This is a genomic window from Caulobacter sp. LARHSG274 (assembly GCF_052871235.1).
On sequence record NZ_JBIXJO010000002.1, the window covers coordinates 478,350 to 496,634 of the forward strand.

General features: G+C 69.6%; 20 protein-coding genes. 9 read left to right on the top strand and 11 right to left on the bottom strand.

Annotation, left to right across the window (positions count from 1 at the left end; translation table 11 throughout):
• The first annotated feature begins 27 nt into the window (after nt 1-27).
• Nucleotides 28-228 (top strand): hypothetical protein, encoded by a 201-nt coding sequence (locus ACIPQB_RS06590; protein ID WP_446484415.1) that lies wholly within the window; start codon nt 28-30, stop codon nt 226-228.
• A gap of 280 nt (nt 229-508) precedes the next feature.
• Entirely contained in the window at nt 509-997 is a 489-nt protein-coding gene (locus tag ACIPQB_RS06595) for a GNAT family N-acetyltransferase (RefSeq protein WP_446484735.1), read from the top strand.
• A gap of 57 nt (nt 998-1,054) precedes the next feature.
• On the opposite strand, the gene ACIPQB_RS06600 is transcribed toward ACIPQB_RS06595, so the two are convergent.
• Complete coding sequence (locus ACIPQB_RS06600; protein ID WP_446484416.1) at nt 1,055-1,876, bottom strand: flagellin; 822 nt, start codon at nt 1,874-1,876, stop codon at nt 1,055-1,057.
• A gap of 221 nt (nt 1,877-2,097) precedes the next feature.
• Nucleotides 2,098-2,442 carry a hypothetical protein gene (locus ACIPQB_RS06605; protein WP_446484417.1) on the bottom strand — a complete coding sequence of 115 codons (345 nt, stop codon included), beginning with the start codon at nt 2,440-2,442 and terminating at the stop codon, nt 2,098-2,100.
• Between the two features lie 94 nt (nt 2,443-2,536).
• Between ACIPQB_RS06605 and ACIPQB_RS06610 the strand changes: the two genes are divergently transcribed.
• Nucleotides 2,537-3,517: a helix-turn-helix transcriptional regulator gene (locus ACIPQB_RS06610; RefSeq protein ID WP_446484418.1), complete on the top strand. Its 981-nt coding sequence runs from the start codon at nt 2,537-2,539 to the stop codon at nt 3,515-3,517.
• A gap of 6 nt (nt 3,518-3,523) precedes the next feature.
• On the opposite strand, the gene ACIPQB_RS06615 is transcribed toward ACIPQB_RS06610, so the two are convergent.
• From ACIPQB_RS06615 to ACIPQB_RS06635, 5 genes are read right to left on the bottom strand one after another with little or no spacing between them, the layout of a single operon-like run.
• Entirely contained in the window at nt 3,524-4,639 is a 1,116-nt protein-coding gene (locus ACIPQB_RS06615) for an NADH:flavin oxidoreductase/NADH oxidase (protein WP_446484419.1), read from the bottom strand.
• A 53-nt stretch (nt 4,640-4,692) separates the two neighbouring features.
• Complete coding sequence (locus tag ACIPQB_RS06620; protein ID WP_446484420.1) at nt 4,693-5,541, bottom strand: alpha/beta fold hydrolase; 849 nt, start codon at nt 5,539-5,541, stop codon at nt 4,693-4,695.
• A gap of 24 nt (nt 5,542-5,565) precedes the next feature.
• On the bottom strand, nt 5,566-5,814 hold the full coding sequence (locus tag ACIPQB_RS06625; protein ID WP_446484421.1) for a helix-turn-helix domain-containing protein: 249 nt from the start codon (nt 5,812-5,814) through the stop codon (nt 5,566-5,568).
• Entirely contained in the window at nt 5,814-6,416 is a 603-nt protein-coding gene (locus ACIPQB_RS06630; RefSeq protein ID WP_446484422.1) for a DUF2975 domain-containing protein, read from the bottom strand. The genes ACIPQB_RS06625 and ACIPQB_RS06630 overlap by 1 nt, the downstream gene beginning before the upstream one ends.
• A 58-nt stretch (nt 6,417-6,474) precedes the next feature.
• Nucleotides 6,475-7,491, bottom strand: coding sequence for a DNA topoisomerase IB (locus ACIPQB_RS06635; RefSeq protein WP_446484423.1), 1,017 nt, complete (start codon nt 7,489-7,491; stop codon nt 6,475-6,477).
• Between the two features lie 116 nt (nt 7,492-7,607).
• Here ACIPQB_RS06635 and rlmJ point away from each other — a divergent pair, with 116 nt between their 5' ends.
• The 4 genes from rlmJ (at nt 7,608) to ACIPQB_RS06655 (ending at nt 10,976) form a co-directional block, all read left to right on the top strand.
• The gene (rlmJ, locus tag ACIPQB_RS06640; protein WP_446484424.1) at nt 7,608-8,438 is read left to right on the top strand and encodes a 23S rRNA (adenine(2030)-N(6))-methyltransferase RlmJ; all 831 of its coding nucleotides are present in this window, start codon (nt 7,608-7,610) and stop codon (nt 8,436-8,438) included.
• Nucleotides 8,435-9,715 carry a chromate efflux transporter gene (chrA, locus tag ACIPQB_RS06645; RefSeq protein WP_446484425.1) on the top strand — a complete coding sequence of 427 codons (1,281 nt, stop codon included), beginning with the start codon at nt 8,435-8,437 and terminating at the stop codon, nt 9,713-9,715. The genes rlmJ and chrA overlap by 4 nt, the downstream gene beginning before the upstream one ends.
• 82 nt (nt 9,716-9,797) lie before the next feature.
• Complete coding sequence (locus tag ACIPQB_RS06650) at nt 9,798-10,463, top strand: hypothetical protein (protein ID WP_446484426.1); 666 nt, start codon at nt 9,798-9,800, stop codon at nt 10,461-10,463.
• 45 nt (nt 10,464-10,508) lie between these two features.
• The gene (locus ACIPQB_RS06655; protein WP_446484427.1) at nt 10,509-10,976 is read left to right on the top strand and encodes a DUF4112 domain-containing protein; all 468 of its coding nucleotides are present in this window, start codon (nt 10,509-10,511) and stop codon (nt 10,974-10,976) included.
• Nucleotides 10,977-11,119: 143 nt separating this feature from the next.
• On the opposite strand, the gene ACIPQB_RS06660 is transcribed toward ACIPQB_RS06655, so the two are convergent.
• The gene (locus ACIPQB_RS06660; protein ID WP_446484428.1) at nt 11,120-11,395 is read right to left on the bottom strand and encodes a hypothetical protein; all 276 of its coding nucleotides are present in this window, start codon (nt 11,393-11,395) and stop codon (nt 11,120-11,122) included.
• A 169-nt stretch (nt 11,396-11,564) separates the two neighbouring features.
• On the opposite strand from ACIPQB_RS06660, the gene ACIPQB_RS06665 reads away from it, so the two are divergent.
• Entirely contained in the window at nt 11,565-12,830 is a 1,266-nt protein-coding gene (locus ACIPQB_RS06665; RefSeq protein ID WP_446484429.1) for an amidohydrolase family protein, read from the top strand.
• Between the two features lie 105 nt (nt 12,831-12,935).
• On the opposite strand, the gene ACIPQB_RS06670 is transcribed toward ACIPQB_RS06665, so the two are convergent.
• From ACIPQB_RS06670 to ACIPQB_RS06680, 3 genes are all read right to left on the bottom strand, one after another.
• Nucleotides 12,936-13,406 carry a hypothetical protein gene (locus ACIPQB_RS06670; RefSeq protein ID WP_446484430.1) on the bottom strand — a complete coding sequence of 157 codons (471 nt, stop codon included), beginning with the start codon at nt 13,404-13,406 and terminating at the stop codon, nt 12,936-12,938.
• Nucleotides 13,407-13,477: 71 nt separating this feature from the next.
• Nucleotides 13,478-15,631 (bottom strand): methylmalonyl-CoA mutase, encoded by a 2,154-nt coding sequence (gene scpA / locus ACIPQB_RS06675; protein WP_446484431.1) that lies wholly within the window; start codon nt 15,629-15,631, stop codon nt 13,478-13,480.
• On the bottom strand, nt 15,628-17,085 hold the full coding sequence (locus ACIPQB_RS06680; RefSeq protein ID WP_446484736.1) for a methylmalonyl-CoA mutase subunit beta: 1,458 nt from the start codon (nt 17,083-17,085) through the stop codon (nt 15,628-15,630). Before ACIPQB_RS06680 ends, scpA begins: the two co-directional genes overlap by 4 nt.
• Before the next feature lie 168 nt (nt 17,086-17,253).
• On the opposite strand from ACIPQB_RS06680, the gene ACIPQB_RS06685 reads away from it, so the two are divergent.
• Complete coding sequence (locus ACIPQB_RS06685; protein WP_446484432.1) at nt 17,254-18,261, top strand: NAD(P)H-dependent flavin oxidoreductase; 1,008 nt, start codon at nt 17,254-17,256, stop codon at nt 18,259-18,261.
• The last annotated feature ends 24 nt before the right edge of the window (nt 18,262-18,285 follow it).

Below are 18,285 nucleotides of genomic sequence, written 5' to 3' on the forward strand. Positions count from 1 at the left end.
TGCCGCGACAGAGCAGGGAGCCGGCTGATGCCTTTCGACCAGATGCAGGTGCGCGACTACGCGGTGGTGATCCACGCGGGCAATGACGAATGGACCTGGCAGGTGATGGATTTCGACGCCCGGGTCGCCGCCAGCGGCCGGGCCCCGGACCGCGAGAGCGCCTGGCGCAGCGGGCTGTTCGCGGCCGGCGCGGTCGGGGCTCTGGCCCGGATCGGCGGACGGACCTGACGCGCAAAAGAAAGGCCGCCTTCCAGGAGCAGAAGACGGCCGAAGTCGCATAGGAGGAAACGCCCAGAGGGCTGAGAACCTTGTAGCCCAATCCGATGTTCGTGACAACGTTGTCATGCAAATTAATTCGCGGTGGACGGAAAACCTTGGCGCGGCCGGCGCCGGCGGCTTGGCGTGGCTCCGGTTCATCGCCAAGTTCGGGCCGACACCGCAGGAGCCGCCCGTGAGTCTGACGTTACGTCTCGCCGTCCCCGAAGACCTGGAAGCGCTCCGCACGTTGATGAACGCCGCGATCGGCGAGCTGCTCAATCCCTTCCTGCCGCCGCAGGAAGTGGCGGCCTCGTTCGAGATCATGGGGCTCGACAGCCAGCTGGTCGCCGACGGCACCTATTTCGTGGTCGAGGACGAGGGGGCGCTGGCCGGCTGCGGCGGCTGGAGCCGGCGGGCCACCCTGTTCGGCGGCGACCACTCGGCCGGGCGCGACGCGGCCCTGCTCGATCCCGCTCGCGACGCGGCCCGGGTGCGGGCGATGTACACCCACCCCGACCATGTGCGGAAGGGCGTCGGCCGCCTGATCCTCGATGCCTGCGAGGCCGCCGCGGCGGGGGAGGGGTTCGCCCGCTGCGAGATGGCCGCCACCATGGCCGGCGAGCCGCTGTACCGGGCCTGCGGCTATCGCGAGATCGAACGGTTCTCCGCCTCGACCTCGACGGGGATCGCGGTGCCGCTGGTGCGGATGGGCAAGGCGCTGCCGGGCTTGGCTCAATAAAAAGGGGCGGATCCGAAGACCCGCCCCTCTCCTACGCTTGGTTCAGTCCGTTTCGGCTTAGCGGAACAGGCTGAGGATCGACGAAGACGACTGGTTGGCGATGGACAGCGCCTGGATGCCCAGCTGCTGCTTGGTTTGCAGCGACTGCAGCTTGGCGCTTTCCTTGGCCAGGTCGGCGTCGACCAGGTTGCCCACGCCGGCGTCGAGGCTGTCCTGCAGCTTGCCGACGAAGGTCAGGTGGGTGTCCAGGCCGGTCGAGCTGGTGCCCAGCGAGGCCAGCTTGTTGGTGGCCGTGCCCAGGGCGTTGCTGATCGTGGTGATCATGGTCTTGGCGGCCGCAGCGGTCGTGAACGACGACGTGGCGCTCAGGCCCAGGCCGACCAGCGACAGGGTCTTGGAATTGACCGTGAAGCCCGAACCGTCGGCATTGGCCAGGAAGGTCAGCTTGGTGGTGCTGCCGTCGGCGATCGAAACGCCGTTGAACTTGGCGTTGGTCACGGCCTTGGTGATCTGGTCGCGCAGCGAGTTGAAGTCCGATTGCAGCGCGTTGAACGAAGCGGTGTTCAGCGAGGTGTCGGAAGCGGCCAGAGCCTTTTCCTTCATCTTGCCCAGCAGGTCGGTGACGGTGTCGCCGGCCGCCAGGGCCACGTCGATGGTCGACTGGCCGCGTTGCAGCGAGTCCTTCACGGCGTTCAGCGAGTTGGCGGTGGTCGACTGGTTCTTGGCCATCGCCCAGATCGCGCCGTTGTCCTTGGCGTTGCCGACCTTCTTGCCGGTGTTGATCCGTTGTTGCGTGACCTGCAGCTCGGCGTTGGTCGAGTTCAGGTTTTGCAGGGCGATCATCGCGCCCGAGTTCGTGTTGATGCTGTTCAGAGCCATTTCGGCGGGTTCCTAATTCAAGGGATCCGACGTCGTTTTGACGATCGGGAGCATTTTGCTCGCCCCGAACTTCCCAGCTCGTGATTTACGTCGCGTGAATCATGGAAACTAAATTTCCGAGGTGATTAACAGCCGATTCAGGACGTGCACGCTTTTCGAGATATAGTTTTCGCGTCCCTTCACGCCTTCAAGTTCAAGATTTGACCGCTGGTCTCAAGTCCTCAAGCATAGAGGCGCTGCGGCGGCGGTTCGGACTCTTCGGCGTCGAACAGGTCGAAGGCTTCCTCCCAGGCGGCCTGGCGCGAGGCGCGCAGGGCGGCGTCGTCGATGACCCGCACGATCTGGTCCTCGCGGTCGTTCCACACCAGGCCGATGTCGACCGCCCGCTCGGCGTCGCGCCCCAGCCGCAGGATGACGTCGGCCCGCGCCGCCCGTTCGAGGCTCAGCCGCAGCAGGGTGCGACCGCCGCCGAGGTCGCGATGGACGTCGGCGAAGTCCAGCACGGCCGAGATCATCGCGGCGCTGACCGGGGCGGTATGCCAGGTCTGGCAAGCAAGGCGGGTCATGATCGGGGCTCCTGACGGGGCGTTTGGCCCCTTGCGTGTTCTGAGCCTCTCTTTTGCAGGTGCCTTACGTCAAAAACGGTCGTATTGATGCGCCATGCGTCACGACAAAGCCACCCGCCTGCTGGACCTGGCCCGGATGCTGGCCGGATCCTCCGAGGGCATGACCCTGGACGAGATGGCCCGCGCCATGGACGTGGGCCGGCGCACGGCCGAGCGGATGCGCGACGCGGTGTGGGCCGCCTTCCCGCAGATGGAGGCGATCGAGGATCCGCCGACCAAGCGCTTCCGCATCCCCTCGGGCCTGGACAGCCTGTTCCAGACCCCGACCGCCGAGGAGCTGGCCGCCCTGCGCACGGCGGCCGACAGCTACGCCGCCGCCGGGGCCGACGCCCGCGCCGCGGCGCTGTACGCCCTGGAGCGCAAGCTGCTGTCGGCCCTGCGCGGCGCGGCCCGTCGTCGGGTCGCGCCGGACGTCGAGGCCCTGGTCCAGGCCGAGACCATCGCCGTCCACGCCGGCCCGCGGCCGTTCGAGGACGAACAGGTGCTGGCCGCCATCCGCACGGCGGTCAAGAGCCTGCAGGCGGTGTCGTTCCGCTACCAGGGCGGCGGCACCCCCGGCCGGGTGCGCGAGGTGACGCCGCTGGGCATACTGTTCGGCCGCAGCAACTATCTGGTGGCCCTGGAAGGGAGCAATCCGCGCCCGCGCTCCTGGCGGCTGGACCGCATCCACGACATCGCGGTGCTCGACAGGCCGGCCCCGCCGCCGGCCGACTTCTCGCTGCAGGCCTTCGCCGACGAAAGCTTCGGCATCTATCACGGTGAGATGTACGACGTCGTTCTGCGCATCCGCCCCGATCGCGCCGCCGACGCCCTACGCTGGCGCTTCCACTCCAATCAGACGGTGACCCAGGAGGCGGACGGCTCGGTGATCGTCGCCTTCCGGGCCAGCGGCATGCTGGAACTGTCCTGGCACCTGTTCACCTGGGCCGATGCGGTGGAGATCGTCTCGCCGCCGGCGCTGAAGGCGATGATGGTCGAGGAGCTGAAGACGGCGCTGAAGGCGCACGCGGGGTGATCTTGGCTACCGGTCGCGCGGGGCCGCGAACAGGTCCTTGTGCTGGCGCGGCTGCGACCTCAGGTACTGGTTGGGCGCGGTCACCTGGGCGCCGAAATGGGCCGCCGCATGCCAGGGCCAGCGCGGGTCGTAGAGCATGGCCCGGGCCAGGGCGACCAGGTCGGCGTCGCCGGCGCCGATGATCGCCTCGGCCTGTTCGAACTCGGTGATCAGCCCGACCCCGACCACCGGCATCTTCACCGCCTGCTTGACGGCCCGGGCCAGCGGGATCTGGTAGCTGGGCCCGGCCGGGATCTGCTGCCGGGCCGAAAGCCCGCCGCTGGAGACGTGGATGGCGCTGCAGCCGCGCGTCTCCAGGGCCTGGGCGAAGGCGACGGTGTCGTCGATCGTCCAGCCGCCCTCGACCCAGTCGGAGCCCGAGACCCGCATGGTCACCGGCCGCCCGGCCGGGAAGGCGGCGCGCACGGCCTCGAACACCTCCAGCGGAAAGCGCATGCGGTTCTCCAGCGAGCCGCCGTAGTCGTCGTCGCGACGGTTGGACAGCGGCGACAGGAACTGGTGCAGCAGGTAGCCGTGCGCCCCGTGCAGCTGCACCGCGTCCAGCCCCAGGCGGACGGCGCGTTTGGCGGAATCGACGAAGGCCTGGCGCACCCGCTTCAGGCCGTCGCGGTCGAGGGCGGCCGGAGCGGCGTCCTTGTCGCCGAACGGAATGTTCGAGGCCGAGACCGTCGGCCAGCCGTGGTCGTGGTCGGCGGGAATCTGGCCGCCGCCCTTCCAGGGGACCTCGGTCGAGGCCTTGCGGCCGGCATGGGCCAGCTGAAGGGCGATCGGCATGTCCGACCAGCGCCGGACGCTGTCCAGCACACGATCCATGGCCGCCTCGGTGTCGTCGGAATAGAGGCCGACGTCGCCATAGCTGATCCGGCCCTCGGGCAGCACGGCGGTGGCCTCGATGGTCAGCAGGGCCGCCCCCGACTGCGCCAGCTGGCCCAGATGCACCACATGCCAGTCGGTCATCTGACCCTCGACCGCCGAATACTGGCACATCGGCGCGATCACGATCCTGTTGGCCAGCTCCAGGCCGTCGACGCGAAAGGGGGTGAACAGTTTCGCGGCGCTCATGGGGGTCTCCGGTCGGGCCTGGAGACCTAACCTATGAACGCCGCGGCCGATCGCTACTCCTTGTCGACGAATCCGGCCACCAGATCGGCGAAGGCCTGGGGCTGTTCCAGGTAGATGAAGTGGCCGCCGCCGGTCATCACCACGCGGGTCGCGCCGGGGATCAGCGCTTCCAGGGCGCCGGCATGGGCGTGGACGTCGGCGATGTCGACCTCGCCGGTGACGATCAGGGTCGGGACCTTGATTTCACCCAGGCGCGGCATAGCGGGCGGGCCGTCGGCGATCATCTGAGCCGCGCCCAGATTGCCGGGGTGGGCGGTCAGGTCGGCCACCACCTTGGCGCGGGCCGCGTCCGCCCCGGGCGTCAGGATGTAGGGGTCCTTGGCGGCCTCGGCGATCTTGCCCTGGGCGGCGAGTGTCATGATGCCGATCGTGCGGTTGATGAAGTGCTGGGTGGGCCGGAAGCCGTTCACCGCCGCTCCGACCAGCACCAGCCCATCGACCGTGTCCGGATGGGCGAGGGCGAAGTCGACGGCGATCCCGCCGCCGGACGACGAGCCGACCAGGGTGGCGTGGGCGACGCCCGCCGCCTTCATCACTGCGCCCAGATCGGCGGCGGCATTATAGGGCGCGGTCGCGGCGGGCGAGGCGCCATAGCCCCGACGGTCGTAGCGCACGACGTGGAAGCGCGCGCACAGCAGGGGCGAGGCGTCGTCGAAGGCCGAGTCGTCGAGGATGCCGTCGTGCAGCAGGACGATCGTCTTGGGCCCCGCGCCGCAGGTCTCGTAGGCGATCTTGCCGCCCTCGACGGCGGCGAAGCTGGGCGCGGCCTGAGCCGTCAGCGGCGCGCCGAGCAGCAGGCAGCCGAGGGCGATCGCCGCGGCGGGCGTTGAAAACAGTCGCATCGAAGTCTCCGGTTGAAGCGCCGGTCAGCCGGCGCGCTTGAACGCGTCCTGGTCCCGCTCCGGGGTTTGCTCGGGCGCATATTCGAGGATGTCGCCCGGCTGGCACTGGAGGTAGGCGCAGATCGCCTCCAGGGTCTCGAACTTCATGCCCTTGACCTTGCCCGACTTGAGCAGGGAGAGATTGGCTTCGGTGATGCCGATGGCGCGGGCCAGGACGTTGGAGCGCACCTTGCGCCGGGCCAGCATCACGTCGAGGCGCAGGATGATCGGCATCAGATGAACGCCTCGCGGTCTTCCTCGATCTCGCGCCCGACCTGCATCACCTGGCCGATCACGAACACCAGCAGGCCCAGGACGAAGGCCTGCAGGCTGGCCATGTGGGCCCAGTTCTTGTCGATCTCGTAGCCGGTGGCGCTGAGGAACAGGTGGCAGGCGAACGGCGACAGGGCGTAGACGCAGAGCCACACCCCGATCCGCCGAAACTGGGCGGCGTTGGCGGGCGCGAACACCTGCCCCCGGGCATAGAGCCGGAACAGGCCCCGTAGACTCCAGAAGATCATGATGATCGGCGTAGCCCGCACCACGCCGACCAGCACATAGACCAGCCGGTGGATCAGGGGCAGGGACCCGAAGGCCACCGAATTGGCCGGGCCCTCGCCGATATAGCAGTTGTCGGGCCCGATCCGCACCAGCTCGCCCTTGTAGAACAGCATGGTCGCGAACGCGGCCAGGGCGACCAGCACACACAGCCCGAACAGGGCGGTGAACAGGATCTCCAACCCCCGGCTGCCCAGGCGCACGCGCCGCTGGGCGGGCGTCTCAGTCGTCTTGGGGGTGGAGCGGATGCGGGAGGCAAGTCTGATGATGGCGGCCATGGCGTTCTCCTTGAGGCCAAGGTCGTTCCGAAAATAATTTCTGTCAATCGATAATAATTCAATCGCCGACCAGCCGCAGCAGCGCCAGTTCGCGGGCTCTCGGCGAGGGCGTGCCCCGGCGTCGGGGCAATTGGCCGGCCTCGAAGGCTTCCAGCACCTTGGGGTGGATGTAGGCGGCGCGGCAGACGGCGGGGGTGTTGCCCAGCAGGCCGGCCACGGCCTTGACGCAGAGGTTCACCGCGCGCTTGGCCTCGGCCGGGCTGGCGGGGCGCGGTTGCACGCTCAGCGCTTCCAGCGCCGCCAGCGAGCCGGCCCAGGTGCGGAAGTCCTTGGCCGTGAAGTCGTCGCCGCAGGCGGCGCGGATATAGGCGTTGACGTCGCCGCTCTCGACCGCGCGCCGGTGGCCGTCGTCGTCGACATACTGGAACAGGCGCTGGCCGGGAAGTTCCTCGCAGGCGGCGATGATCCGGGCCAGGCGGCGGTCGCGAAAGCCGGTCCTGTGGACCTTGCCGCTCTTGCCCCGGAACTCGAACACCGCCCCGCCGCCGGCCAGCCTCAGGTGGCGCTTGCGCAGGGTCGTCAGGCCAAAGCTCTTGTTGGCCTTGGCGTATTCGTCATTGCCGACCCGGATCAGGGTTAGTTCCAGCAGGCTGACCACCGCGGCCAGCACCTTGTCGCGCGGCAGGCCCCTGAGCGACAGGTCGGCCGCCACCCGCCGCCGCAGCCGGGGCAGGGCGCGGCCGAAGGCGGCCATGCGGCCGTACTTGCGCGCATCGCGGTCGGCGCGCCAGTTAGGATGATAGCGGTACTGCTTGCGGCCCTTCTGGTCGCGGCCGACCGCCTGGATGTGGCCGTTCGGGTCGGGGCAGATCCAGACCTCGGTCCAGGCCGGGGGGATGGCCAGGCGCCGGATGCGGTCCAGGGTCGCCGCGTCCTTCACCGGACGGCCGTCCGCATCGACATAGGCGAAGCCGTCGCCGCGGACCAGGCGGCGCAGGCCCGGCTCGTGGTCGTGGACATAGGTCAGGGCGGAGGGGACGGGCGGGGAAGGATCGGAGGCCGTATCACGCGCCATGGTCGCCACGTCGAAAAACACCGGGCCGGGGAGCCGGCTTCCCACCTATCCTTCGCCCCAACTCTCTTCGCCAACGTGATAGACGGAGCGCCGGTTCCGGGAGCGACGCGCCAGACATGAACTACCGACACGCCTTCCACGCCGGCAATTTCGCCGACCTGCAGAAGCACGCGATCCTGATCGCCCTGCTCCAGAGTCTGACGGCCGAGGCCTCGCCGCTGTCGGTGATCGACACCCACGCCGGGGCCGGCGCCTACGACCTCGGCGGCGACATGGCCCAGCGCTCGGGCGAGGCGGCGGCGGGGATCGGCCGGTTGCTGGCGAGCCAGGACCTGCCGGCCGTGTTCGCCCCCCTGGTGGCGGCGGTGAAGGCGCTGAACGGCGGCGGCGAGGGGCCGCTCTATCCGGGCTCGCCGCTGCTGATCGCCCGCCACCTGCGCAAGGCCGACCGCTACGCCGCCTGCGAGCTGCGGCCCGACGACTTCGACAGCCTGCGCCGCTCGCTGGCCCCCTACGCCTTCGCCCAGGCGGTCAAGGACGACGGCTACGCCACGGCCGCGGCCCGGGCGGGGAAGGGCGGCCGAACCTTCATGCTGATCGACCCGCCGTTCGAACGCAGCGACGACTACGCCCAGACCGTCGCCGCCATCAGGGCGGTACTGGCCCGCGACCCGCGCGCCGTGATCGCGGTCTGGACGCCGCTGAAGGACCTGGAGACCTTCGACGCCTTCATGCGCGGGGTGGAAACCGTCACCAACGACGTGCTAGCCGCCGAGCTGCGGCTGCGGCCGTTGCGGGACCCGATGAAGATGAACGGCTGCGCCATGGTGCTGGTCGGCGCGCCCAAGGCGGTCGAGCCTGCGGTCGTCGAGGTCACCCAGTGGCTGGCCGACCATCTGGGCGAGGCGGGGGCCTCGGCGCGGATCTGGCGCGCGGGCGCGGCTTGACCCAGGGCCCGCCCAGCTTCCGCGAGGCGTTCTGGGTCTGGCTCAAGGTCGGCTGCCTGGGATTTGGCGGCCCGGCCGGCCAGATCGCCCTGCTGCATCGCGAGGTGGTCGAGCACCGCGGCTGGATCGACGAGGCCCGCTTCGCCCACGCCCTGAGCTTCTGCATGCTGCTGCCGGGCCCGGAGGCCCAGCAGCTGGCCACCTGGCTGGGTTGGCGGCTGCACGGGATCCGCGGCGGGGTGGCGGCGGGCCTGCTGTTCGTGCTGCCGGGCCTGCTTGTGATGCTGGGGCTTTCGGCCCTGTACGTCGTCCATGGCCAAGCCGCCTGGGCGGGGCCGGCCCTGCTGGGGCTGAAGGCGGCGGTGGTGGCCCTGGTGCTGCAGGCCCTGCTGCGGATGGGCGGGCGGGCGATCAAGGACGCGGCGACCTGGTGGGCGGCGGGGCTGGCCTTTCTGGCCCTGGCGATCACCGGCCTGCCGTTCCCGCTGGTGATCCTGGCGGCCGGCGCCGCCGGCTGGGCCCTGGGCGGCGGTCCGGTCGCGGCCGAGGAGCCGCCGGCGGCGCCCCTGCGGCCGGCCTGGCGGACGGCCCTGGTCTGCCTGGCCGTGTGGCTGACGCCGGTCGCCGCGGCCCTGGCCTTGGCGCCCGGCTCGGCCGTGGCCCGGATGGGCGGGGTGTTCAGCACCCTGGCGGTGGTCAGCTTCGGCGGCGCCTATGCGGCCCTGGCCTATGTCAGCCAGGCGGCGGGGACCTATGGCTGGCTGGCCCCGACCCAGATGCTCGACGGCCTGGGCCTGGCCGAGACCACGCCCGGGCCGCTGGTCCTGGTGCTGGTCTTCGTCGGCTTCGTCGGCGCCTATCAGAACGCGCCGCCGGAGCTGGCCTGGATCGCCGGCCTGGGCGGCGGGCTGATGGCGGCCTGGACCACCTTCGCGCCGTCTTTCCTGTGGATCTTCGCCGGCGGGTCGCTGATCGAGCGGCTGCGGGCCCGACCTCGCCCGGCCCGGGCCCTGGCCCTGGTCTCGGCCGCCGCGGTCGGGGTGATCGCCAACCTGGCGGTGTGGTTCGCCGTCCACCTGCTGTTCCGGGTCGGCGAGCTGCGAAGCTGGGGCCCGCTGCGCGTCGAGCTGCCCGACGTGCACAGCCTGAACCTCGCCGCCTTGGGCCTGACCGGCCTGGCCTGCATGCTGGTGCTGGGTTTGCGCGCCCCGATCCTGGCGGTGGTGGGGGCGATGGTCGCCGCTGGCCTGGCGCTGGGCGCCGTCGGCCTGGTCTGACCTGAAATCGATATTTTCGCGATTGCGAAGCCCATAACTGTGTTATGCTGCGTTGCAACAAAACGGTTGTTGGAGCCTGCGCATGACCTTGCCGTTCCTACCCGACGTCCCCAAGATCGATCCGGAAAAGGGTCCCAACCTGCTGGCCGGCGCGGCCTCGCCCCTGTGGCTGATGTTCGGCGGCGCGGCCATGGCCGGGGCGACCTGGTGGTGGTGGTCCTCGCGCTGGCGCGAGGCCGTCAATCTCGAAGCGGTGATGGCCAAGACGCCCGCGCCGCAGCCGGAACTGGTGTTCGATCCGGTGATCGAGGCGCCGGTCGCCACCTCAGCGGCGGTCGAAACCCTCGACGCCCCGGCCCAGGTGGTCGCCGCGACCGCCGAAATCCTCGAAGCGCCGGTGCAGGCGGCCGCCGCGGTGGTCGAAGCCGTCGCCGACTCGACCGAGGCGGTGCTGGAAGACGCCAAGGCCGCGGCCCCCGAGGTCGTCGAAACGGTCGTACCCGAGCCGGAACCCGTCGTCGAAGCCGCCGCCGAAACGGCCGAGGCGGCCGCCGACGACCTGACCCTGCTGGTCGGCATCGGTCCCAAGCTCTCGGCCTCCCTGGCCGAGCTGGGCGTCACCCGCTTCGCCCAGATCGCCGCCTGGGGGCCTGAAGAGCTGGCCGATTTCGACGTCAAGCTCAACCTCAAGGGCCGGGCCGAGCGCGACGCCTGGGTGGCCCAGGCCAAGCGGCTGGCGAACCTCTAGGTCGCCCGGTCGACAACCAACCTGCGCACTGGGCGTTGATCCAGGATGAACCAGCGCATCGCCGAGCCTGTCGAGGGCTATGTCGTCGACGAAGGCCCTGCCGATCCCCGTCGAACGGCCCACCAGGCCTGGCGTCGGGCCGAGACGATCAAGCGGCTGTCGGACCGGCTGATCGGCATCGGTCCGTTCGGCCTGGGACTGGACGGCGTGCTGGCCTGGGTCCCGGGCGCGGGCCTGGCCTACGGCCTCGGCGCCGGGGGCCTGCTGCTCTATCACGGCGTCCAGGCCAAGGCCTCGCCCATGACCCTGGCGCGGATGGCCGCCTACCTGGCCGCCGACAACCTGTCGGACACCGTGCCGGTGCTGGGCTGGGCCGTCGACACCCTGTTCCCCGGCCACCTGATGGCCGCCAAGGCCCTGCAGAAGGACATCGAGGCCCGCCACGGCCCGCCGGACGAGGTCGCGCTGAAGCGGTCGGCCGGCAAGCGGCGCTGGACCGGCTGGCGGCGTTAAAGCGCTCTCCCCTTCCTCCGTCTTCCCGGCGAAGGCCGGGACCCAGATTCATCCTGAGCGGCTCGTGGGTTTCACCTGGGCCCCGGCCTTCGCCGGGGAGACGGGGATTTGAGAGCTACGATTCAACTTGAAGTAAACGTGCGCTAGGAGCCCTTGCCGACGGGCGCGCTCATGGCGAAGGGCAGGTCGGGGGACGAGATGGTCGATTGGCTGCCGTTCTGATGGATGACGGTGACCCGTCCGAAGGCGGGCATCACCACCACGCCGGTCAGGCCGTCGACCCACCTGTGCAGCGCCGCCCGGGCGGCCTCCAGGGCCGCGCCGTCGACGGCGGACTGGCCCGACGCCTCGACCTCTTCGGCGAACTCCAGGACGCGATCGGCGATCGCCTGCGCCTCGCGGGTCTGCCTCTCGGTCATGGCGGCTCCTTGCGTCCCGGCGAGCATGAGGTCAAGCAGTGGCCCCAAATCGGCGATCTTGTCGTCGGTTCAGACGCAGAAAGAGGTGATTTTGCGCTCCGGCGATATCTGCACGCCGAGAGTTGAATAAGGGCGCGTCTTGGGGACTTTGGCCGTGATGGAGGACGCCATGAGCCAAGACAAAGCACCGGAACTCGCCAGCGCAGCGCGGACCTATTGGAACGAAGAGGGCTACAAGGCGGGCGGAGTCATCCGGGAGGTCGACTACGCCGCGGCCTCGCGCGGCCTCGATCCCGCCCTCGCGGGCATCAAGATCGTCGACACCGACACCCACATCACCGAGGCGCCGGACCTGTTCACCTCGCGCGCGCCGGGCAAGTTCAAGGGCCAGGTGCCCGAGGTGCGCCGCGTCGACGGCGTCGACCGCTGGTTCGTCGGCGACCGCAACTTCGGCTCGCTGGGCGGCAACGTGATCCGCGCCGACAACAACAAGGTCCTGGGCCGTCTGGCCTTCCCGACCATCGACGAAGGCCATCTGGGCGCCTACCAGACCAAGGCGCGCCTGCAGGCCATGGACGACATGGGCGTGTACGCCCAGATCTGCTTCCAGAACTCGGGCGTCACCCAGGCCGGATCGCTGATGGCGCTGGGCGACAACGAACTCGCCGTCACCATCATCAAGCTCTACAACGACGCCGCCATGGAACGGCAGGAAGAGTCCGGCCAGCGGCTCTTCACCATGGCCCATCTGCCGCTGTGGGATAAGGCGGCGATGGAAGCCGAGGCGCGGCGGGTCCTCGACGGCGGCCTGAAGGGTTTCGTGCTGCCCGACACGCCCGAGCGCCTGGGCCTGCCGTCGTTCCTGGACGACTATTGGACCCCGTTCCTGGAGATGTGCGAAGCCTACGGCGCGCCGATCAACTTCCACCTCAACGCCGCGATCGATCCCAACACCCTGGTCTGGAAGGGCTTCGAGTTCGAACAGTCGCTGGCCGTGGTCGCGACCATGTTCTCGATCGGCAACGCCGCGACCATGGGCAACTGGATGGTCAGCGGCCGTCTGGACCGCCATCCCAAGCTGAAGATCGGCCTGATCGAGAGCGGCATGGGTTGGGTGCCCTTCGCGCTGGAGGCCTATGAGCACCAGTTCCGGGAAATGCTGCCCAACAAGTCGAAGGTCCTGCAAAAGCGGCCGCACGACTATTTCCGCGACAATTTCTGGGTGACCTACTGGTTCGAGACGGTCGGTCCGCAGAAGCTGCTGGAGACGATCGGCATCAACAAGGTGATGTTCGAGACCGACTTCCCGCACCCGACCTCGCTGTATCCGGGCGTGCAGGATCACATCATGAAATCGCTCGGCGCCTACGACCACGAGGTGCGCCGCCGAGTTCTGGAACGCAACGCGGTCGAGCTCTACAACCTGCCGTTCTAGAATCGCGCGATCACGCGCCGCCTGAGACTCCCGAGGGGTCTTGGGCGGCGCGGTTCGTGAGAGACGCGCCGCGCGCGCTCAGCGGATCGGCGGCAGGTCCGTCCGTCATAGGCTCAGCGGCGGACGTGTGACGACGGGTTCGGGCACACTGTCCTGGCGGCAATAGGCGATCCACCAGGCGCCTAGTCCGGTGGCGACGCCGAGAACAACGAAGCCGATCAGGGGCGGACGAGCGAGATCCGCCTGAAACATGATCTGCCTGACCGCCAAACCCGCCGCCACGCCCACGGTTGCGGCGCAAGCCTTGTGGTGCAATGCCGCGCCGTGCAGCAGAGCCCAGAGTCCGCAGGCGACGCCGACGAACGGCCACCCGAGGAACAAGCCAAGCAGAGGGCCGAGCACGATTCCGGCTGAACCGCCGAATGCGATGCCGATCACCCAGCTGGGGAACAGGAAGCAGAACACGATGCCAAGGACGACGCGCGCCTTTGTGGTTTTCTCCCGGGCGGAGGGCAAAAGCATGAACGGGCCTTGGGCGATGTGGCGGATGAGTTCTTCACCATGCGTCGGTCGCATGCGCCCTGGAGCGTCACTTTCAGGGATATGCCATCAAGAGACGATGCAGGTAGTCGCCCGTCCGCGCCCCCCTACGCCGCCTCGCCCTGCGTATAGCCCAGCTGCCTGTTCAGTTTGTCGAGCAGCTCGATCACCGCCTCGGCGACCACCGTGCCGGGCGGGAAGATCGCCGCGGTGCCGGCGTCGATCAGGGCCTGGAAGTCCTGCGGCGGGATCACGCCGCCGACCACCATCATGATGTCTGGGCGGCCCTGCTTGGCCAGTTCCGCCTTCAGCTCCGGGGCCAGGGTCAGGTGCCCCGCCGCCAGCGAGCTGGCCCCGACGATGTGGACGGCGTTGTCGACCGCCAGCTTGGCGGCCTCGGCCGGGGTCTGGAACAGCGGGCCGATGTCGACGTCGAAGCCGAGGTCGGAAAAGGCGCTGGCGATCACCTTCTGGCCGCGGTCGTGGCCGTCCTGGCCCATCTTGGCCACCAGGATGCGGGGCGGACCGCCGTGGGCTTCCTGGAAGGCGGCGACCATGGCCCGGGCCCGGGCGGCCTTGGGATCGGCGCCGGCCTCGGCGCCATAGACGCCCTGGATCGCCTGGATGGTGGCGCGGTGGCGGCCGAAGACGTTCTCCATGGCCAGGCTGATCTCGCCGACCGTGGCCTTGGCGCGGGCGGCGTCGACCGCCAGGGCCAGCAGGTTGCCGGTCCCCCGGGCCCCGTCCTCCAGCGCCTGCAGCGCCGCCGCCGTCGCGGCCGGATCGCGCTCGGCCTTCAGCCGCGCCAGCTTCTCCAGCTGCTGGGTGCGGACCGACGAATTGTCGACCTTCAGCATCGGGATGACGTCGGCGACTTCCGGCTTGTAGCGGTTGACCCCGACCACGCTCTGGCGATTGGCGTCGATGCGGGCCTGGGTCTTGGCGGCGGCTTCTTCGATGCGCAGCTTGGGGATGCCCTGCTCGATGGCCTTGGCCATGCCGCCGGCCGCCTCGACCTCCTCGATATGGGCCAGGGCCTTGACCGCCAGGTCGTGGGTCAGGCGCTCGACATAGTAGCTGCCGCCCCAGGGGTCGGCGACGCGGGTCGTGCCGCTTTCCATCTGCAGGAACAGCTGGGTGTTGCGGGCGATGCGGGCCGAGAAGTCGGTCGGCAGGGCCAGGGCCTCGTCCAGGGCGTTGGTGTGCAGGCTCTGGGTCTGGCCATTGACCGCCGCCATCGCCTCGACGCAGGTGCGGGCGACGTTGTTGAACACGTCCTGGGCGGCCAGCGACCAGCCCGAAGTCTGGCTGTGGGTGCGCAAGGACAGCGAGCGGTCGTCCTTGGGCGCGAACTCGCGCTTCATCAGCCGCGCCCACAGCAGGCGGGCGGCGCGCATCTTAGCGACCTCCATGAAGTAGTTCATGCCGATCGCCCAGAAGAACGACAGGCGCGGGGCGAAGGCGTCGATGCTCATGCCCGCCGCCACGCCGGCCCGGGCGTATTCGACCCCGTCGGCCAGGGTGTAGGCCAGCTCCAGGTCGGCCGTCGCCCCGGCTTCCTGCATGTGGTAGCCGCTGATCGAGATCGAGTTGAACTTCGGCATCTTCTCCGAGGTGAAGGCGAAGATGTCGGAGATGATCCGCATCGAGGGGCCGGGCGGATAGATGTAGGTGTTGCGGACCATGAACTCCTTGAGGATGTCGTTCTGGATGGTCCCCGACAGCTTCTCGGGCCCGACGCCCTGTTCCTCGGCCGCGACGATATAGAGCGCCAGGATCGGCAGCACCGCGCCGTTCATGGTCATCGACACGCTCATCTTGTCGAGCGGGATGCCGGAAAACAGCGTGCGCATGTCGAGGATCGAGTCGATGGCGACGCCCGCCATGCCGACATCGCCCTTCACCCGCTCGTGGTCGCTGTCATAGCCGCGGTGGGTGGCCAGGTCGAAGGCCACCGACAGGCCCATCTGGCCCGCGGCCAAGTTGCGTCTGTAGAAAGCGTTGCTGTCCTCGGCGGTCGAGAAGCCCGCGTACTGCCGCACCGTCCACGGATTGGTCACGTACATGGTCGGATAGGGGCCGCGCAGATAGGGCGCGACGCCGGGATAGCCGCCGGTGAAGTCCAGGTCCGCCGTGTCGGCCGGGGTGAAGGCGGGCGCCACCTCGATCCCCTCGGGCGTGGCCCAGGCCGCGCCTTCGGGCGCGGCGGCGGTCGCGCCGGCTTCGTAGGCGACGTCCTTGAAATCGGGGAACTTGCTCATGCCTGTACCCCCATGGGGGCTCCCTCGAAGGCGGCGGAAAAGCGGATCGGGGACAGGGGCGGACAACGGGAGTCCGGGCCAGGCAGGCGGACGCTGGGGGCGTCGACCGCGAAGTCGGCGGGGTCGGGCGTCGCCACCTCCACTGGCTTGTCGTCGGCGTTGGGGAAGGCGGTGACGCCGAGAATCTTGCGGCTCTTGTCGGCGAACTGGGCCTGTTGGGCGGCGCGGGTGGCCCCGACGATGTCGGCGACCAGGCCGCTTTCCAGCGCCGTGACGATCCCGCCGGCCGCCTCGATGGCCTGGAAGCCGCCCCAGGCGGCGCGGGCCAGTTGGTCGGTCAGGCTGTCGAGGTACCAGGAGCCGCCGGCCGGATCGGCGACGCGGCCCAGGTGGCTCTCCTCCATCAGCACCAGCTGGGTGTTGCGGGCCTGGCGACGGCCGAAGGCGGTGGGCAGGCCCAAGGCGTCGCTGAACGCGCCCAGTTGGACGACGTCCGCCCCGCCGACCGCGCCCGCGAAGCCGGCGCTGGTCAGGCGCAGCAGGTTGGTCCAGGCGTCGGCCCGGGTCAGCATGCGCTGCGAGGAGCGGGCCTCGATCACGGCCGGGGCCGACACGCCGCAGGCCTCGGTGATCCGCGCCCAGACGGCCCGGGCCGCCCGCAGCTTGGCCACGCCGGTGAAATATTCGGCGTCGAGGCTGACGCCCAGGACGATGCGCGAGAAGGCCTCCTGCATCGACAGGCCGGCGCGGACCAGGGCCTTGGCGTAGGCCAGGGCGCTGGCGGCCATCACCGCCAGTTCCTCGGTGTTGGAGCCGCCGGCCTCGTGGACCGCGCGGCCGCTGGCCAGGAACAGGCTGGCCTTGGCATAGGTCTCCGCCAGCCGCGCCCCGACCGTGGCGGCCGAGACCAGGTGGGCCTCGATCGGGCCGGGGCTGGTTCCGGCCTGGGTGAAGGCGGTCAGCGGGTCCAGGTGGAAGGCCAGCGGGGCGTTGGGGGCGGCCTTGGCCAGGGTTCCCAGCCAGTCGGCGGCCTTGGGACCCAGGAAGCCGGCGTCGAGGGCCACCGGGGCCAGGTCCAGCATCACGCCGTTCAGGGCCTGGGCCAGGTCCTGCAGCGCCCCGACGGCGACGCCGTTGACGCCGGACGGATCCAGGGCCAGCAGCAGCGAAGCGCCGCCGTTTTCGAGGTCCTTCAGGCCCTCGGCGGCGGCCTGGCGGGGGTCAGGGTGGGCGACGCGCATGCGCAGGTCCCACGGCCGGTCCGGATCGCGGGCCCGCAAGTCGCGCGCCACCAGCACGCCGTCCTCGACGGTGTAGAGCGGCCGGATGGCGACGCCGTCGGCGGTCCGGGTCACCAGGGCGTCGTCGAAGGCCTGGCCCTTGAGGGTCTTTTCGACCAGGGCCAGCCACTGGACCCGGTCCGGGGGGCCGAAATCCTCGGCCAGCGGCGTGATCGCCTCAGTCACGACGTCTGTCTCCTGCACGCGGTATCTTCTTATTTTGCCAGCAGATGCCGCTCTGCCCCAACGGAGGTCAAGCGCTTGCGCGGCCGGCGAACAACCGTTTAAGCTAACGCTGTTCATATGCCCGGCGCGGTATGTCGTCGAAAGGAAACCAGTTCCATGGCCTTGCCGCCGATCCTGCGCGACCGCCTGCGCCTGCCGGTTATCGCGTCCCCGTTATTTATCATCAGCAATCCCGACCTGGTGATCGCCCAGTGCAAGGCCGGGGTGGTCGGATCGTTCCCGGCCCTCAACGCCCGGCCGATCTCGCAGCTGGACGAATGGCTGGCGCGGATCACCGAGGAACTGGCGGCCCACGACCGCGCCAATCCCGACGCGCCCTCGGCCCCGTTCGCGGTCAACCAGATCGTCCACAAGAGCAACAACCGCCTGGAGGAGGACGTCGCCCTCTGCGTCAAGCACAAGGTCCCGGTGGTGATCACCTCGCTGGGCGCGCGGGAAGACCTGAACCAGGCGGTCCACGCCTATGGCGGCGTCACCCTGCACGACGTGATCAACGACCGCCACGCCCGCAAGGCCATCGAGAAGGGGGCCGACGGCCTGATCCCGGTGGCGGCCGGAGCCGGCGGCCACGCCGGGGTGCTGTCGCCCTTCGCCCTGGTCCAGGAGATCCGCCGCTGGTTCGACGGGCCGGTGGCGCTGTCGGGCGCCATCGCCTGTGGCCGCTCGATCCTGGCCGCCCAGGCCATGGGCGCGGACCTGGCCTATGTCGGCTCGGCCTTCATCGCCACCCGGGAGGCCAACGCCCCGCAGGGCTACAAAGACACCATCGTCGAGGCCAGCGCCAACGACATCGTCTATTCCAACCTGTTCACCGGCGTGCACGGCAACTATCTGCGCCAGTCGATCGTCCGGGCCGGCCTCGACCCGGACAACCTGCCGGTCAGCGACCCGTCGGCCATGAACTTCGGCTCGGGCGGCAACCAGGACGCCAAGGCCTGGCGCGACATCTGGGGCTCGGGCCAGGGCGTCGGGGCGATCGACACGGTGCTATCGGCGGCCGAGCTGATCGCCAAGTTCGCAGAGCAATACGAGGACGCCAAGGCGGAGCTGGCGGCCAAGACCGCCCTGACTTCGGGAAACCGCCTGGCTTTCGCGGCCCAGTAGGCGGGGATGGAGCGGGGATCGACA

Coding starts and splice junctions, on each gene's coding strand:
- scpA (WP_446484431.1), bottom strand. CDS start 15,631: ATGAGCAAGTTCCCCGATTTCAAGGACGTCGCCTACGAAGCCGGCGCG.
- ACIPQB_RS06670 (WP_446484430.1), bottom strand. CDS start 13,406: ATGCGACCGACGCATGGTGAAGAACTCATCCGCCACATCGCCCAAGGC.
- ACIPQB_RS06685 (WP_446484432.1), top strand. CDS start 17,254: ATGGCCTTGCCGCCGATCCTGCGCGACCGCCTGCGCCTGCCGGTTATC.
- ACIPQB_RS06615 (WP_446484419.1), bottom strand. CDS start 4,639: ATGAGCGCCGCGAAACTGTTCACCCCCTTTCGCGTCGACGGCCTGGAG.
- ACIPQB_RS06635 (WP_446484423.1), bottom strand. CDS start 7,491: ATGGCGCGTGATACGGCCTCCGATCCTTCCCCGCCCGTCCCCTCCGCC.
- ACIPQB_RS06660 (WP_446484428.1), bottom strand. CDS start 11,395: ATGACCGAGAGGCAGACCCGCGAGGCGCAGGCGATCGCCGATCGCGTC.
- ACIPQB_RS06650 (WP_446484426.1), top strand. CDS start 9,798: ATGACCTTGCCGTTCCTACCCGACGTCCCCAAGATCGATCCGGAAAAG.
- ACIPQB_RS06590 (WP_446484415.1), top strand. CDS start 28: ATGCCTTTCGACCAGATGCAGGTGCGCGACTACGCGGTGGTGATCCAC.
- ACIPQB_RS06620 (WP_446484420.1), bottom strand. CDS start 5,541: ATGCGACTGTTTTCAACGCCCGCCGCGGCGATCGCCCTCGGCTGCCTG.
- ACIPQB_RS06630 (WP_446484422.1), bottom strand. CDS start 6,416: ATGGCCGCCATCATCAGACTTGCCTCCCGCATCCGCTCCACCCCCAAG.
- ACIPQB_RS06655 (WP_446484427.1), top strand. CDS start 10,509: ATGAACCAGCGCATCGCCGAGCCTGTCGAGGGCTATGTCGTCGACGAA.
- ACIPQB_RS06610 (WP_446484418.1), top strand. CDS start 2,537: ATGCGTCACGACAAAGCCACCCGCCTGCTGGACCTGGCCCGGATGCTG.
- ACIPQB_RS06595 (WP_446484735.1), top strand. CDS start 509: ATGAACGCCGCGATCGGCGAGCTGCTCAATCCCTTCCTGCCGCCGCAG.
- ACIPQB_RS06605 (WP_446484417.1), bottom strand. CDS start 2,442: ATGACCCGCCTTGCTTGCCAGACCTGGCATACCGCCCCGGTCAGCGCC.
- ACIPQB_RS06665 (WP_446484429.1), top strand. CDS start 11,565: ATGAGCCAAGACAAAGCACCGGAACTCGCCAGCGCAGCGCGGACCTAT.
- ACIPQB_RS06625 (WP_446484421.1), bottom strand. CDS start 5,814: ATGCCGATCATCCTGCGCCTCGACGTGATGCTGGCCCGGCGCAAGGTG.
- rlmJ (WP_446484424.1), top strand. CDS start 7,608: ATGAACTACCGACACGCCTTCCACGCCGGCAATTTCGCCGACCTGCAG.
- ACIPQB_RS06600 (WP_446484416.1), bottom strand. CDS start 1,876: ATGGCTCTGAACAGCATCAACACGAACTCGGGCGCGATGATCGCCCTG.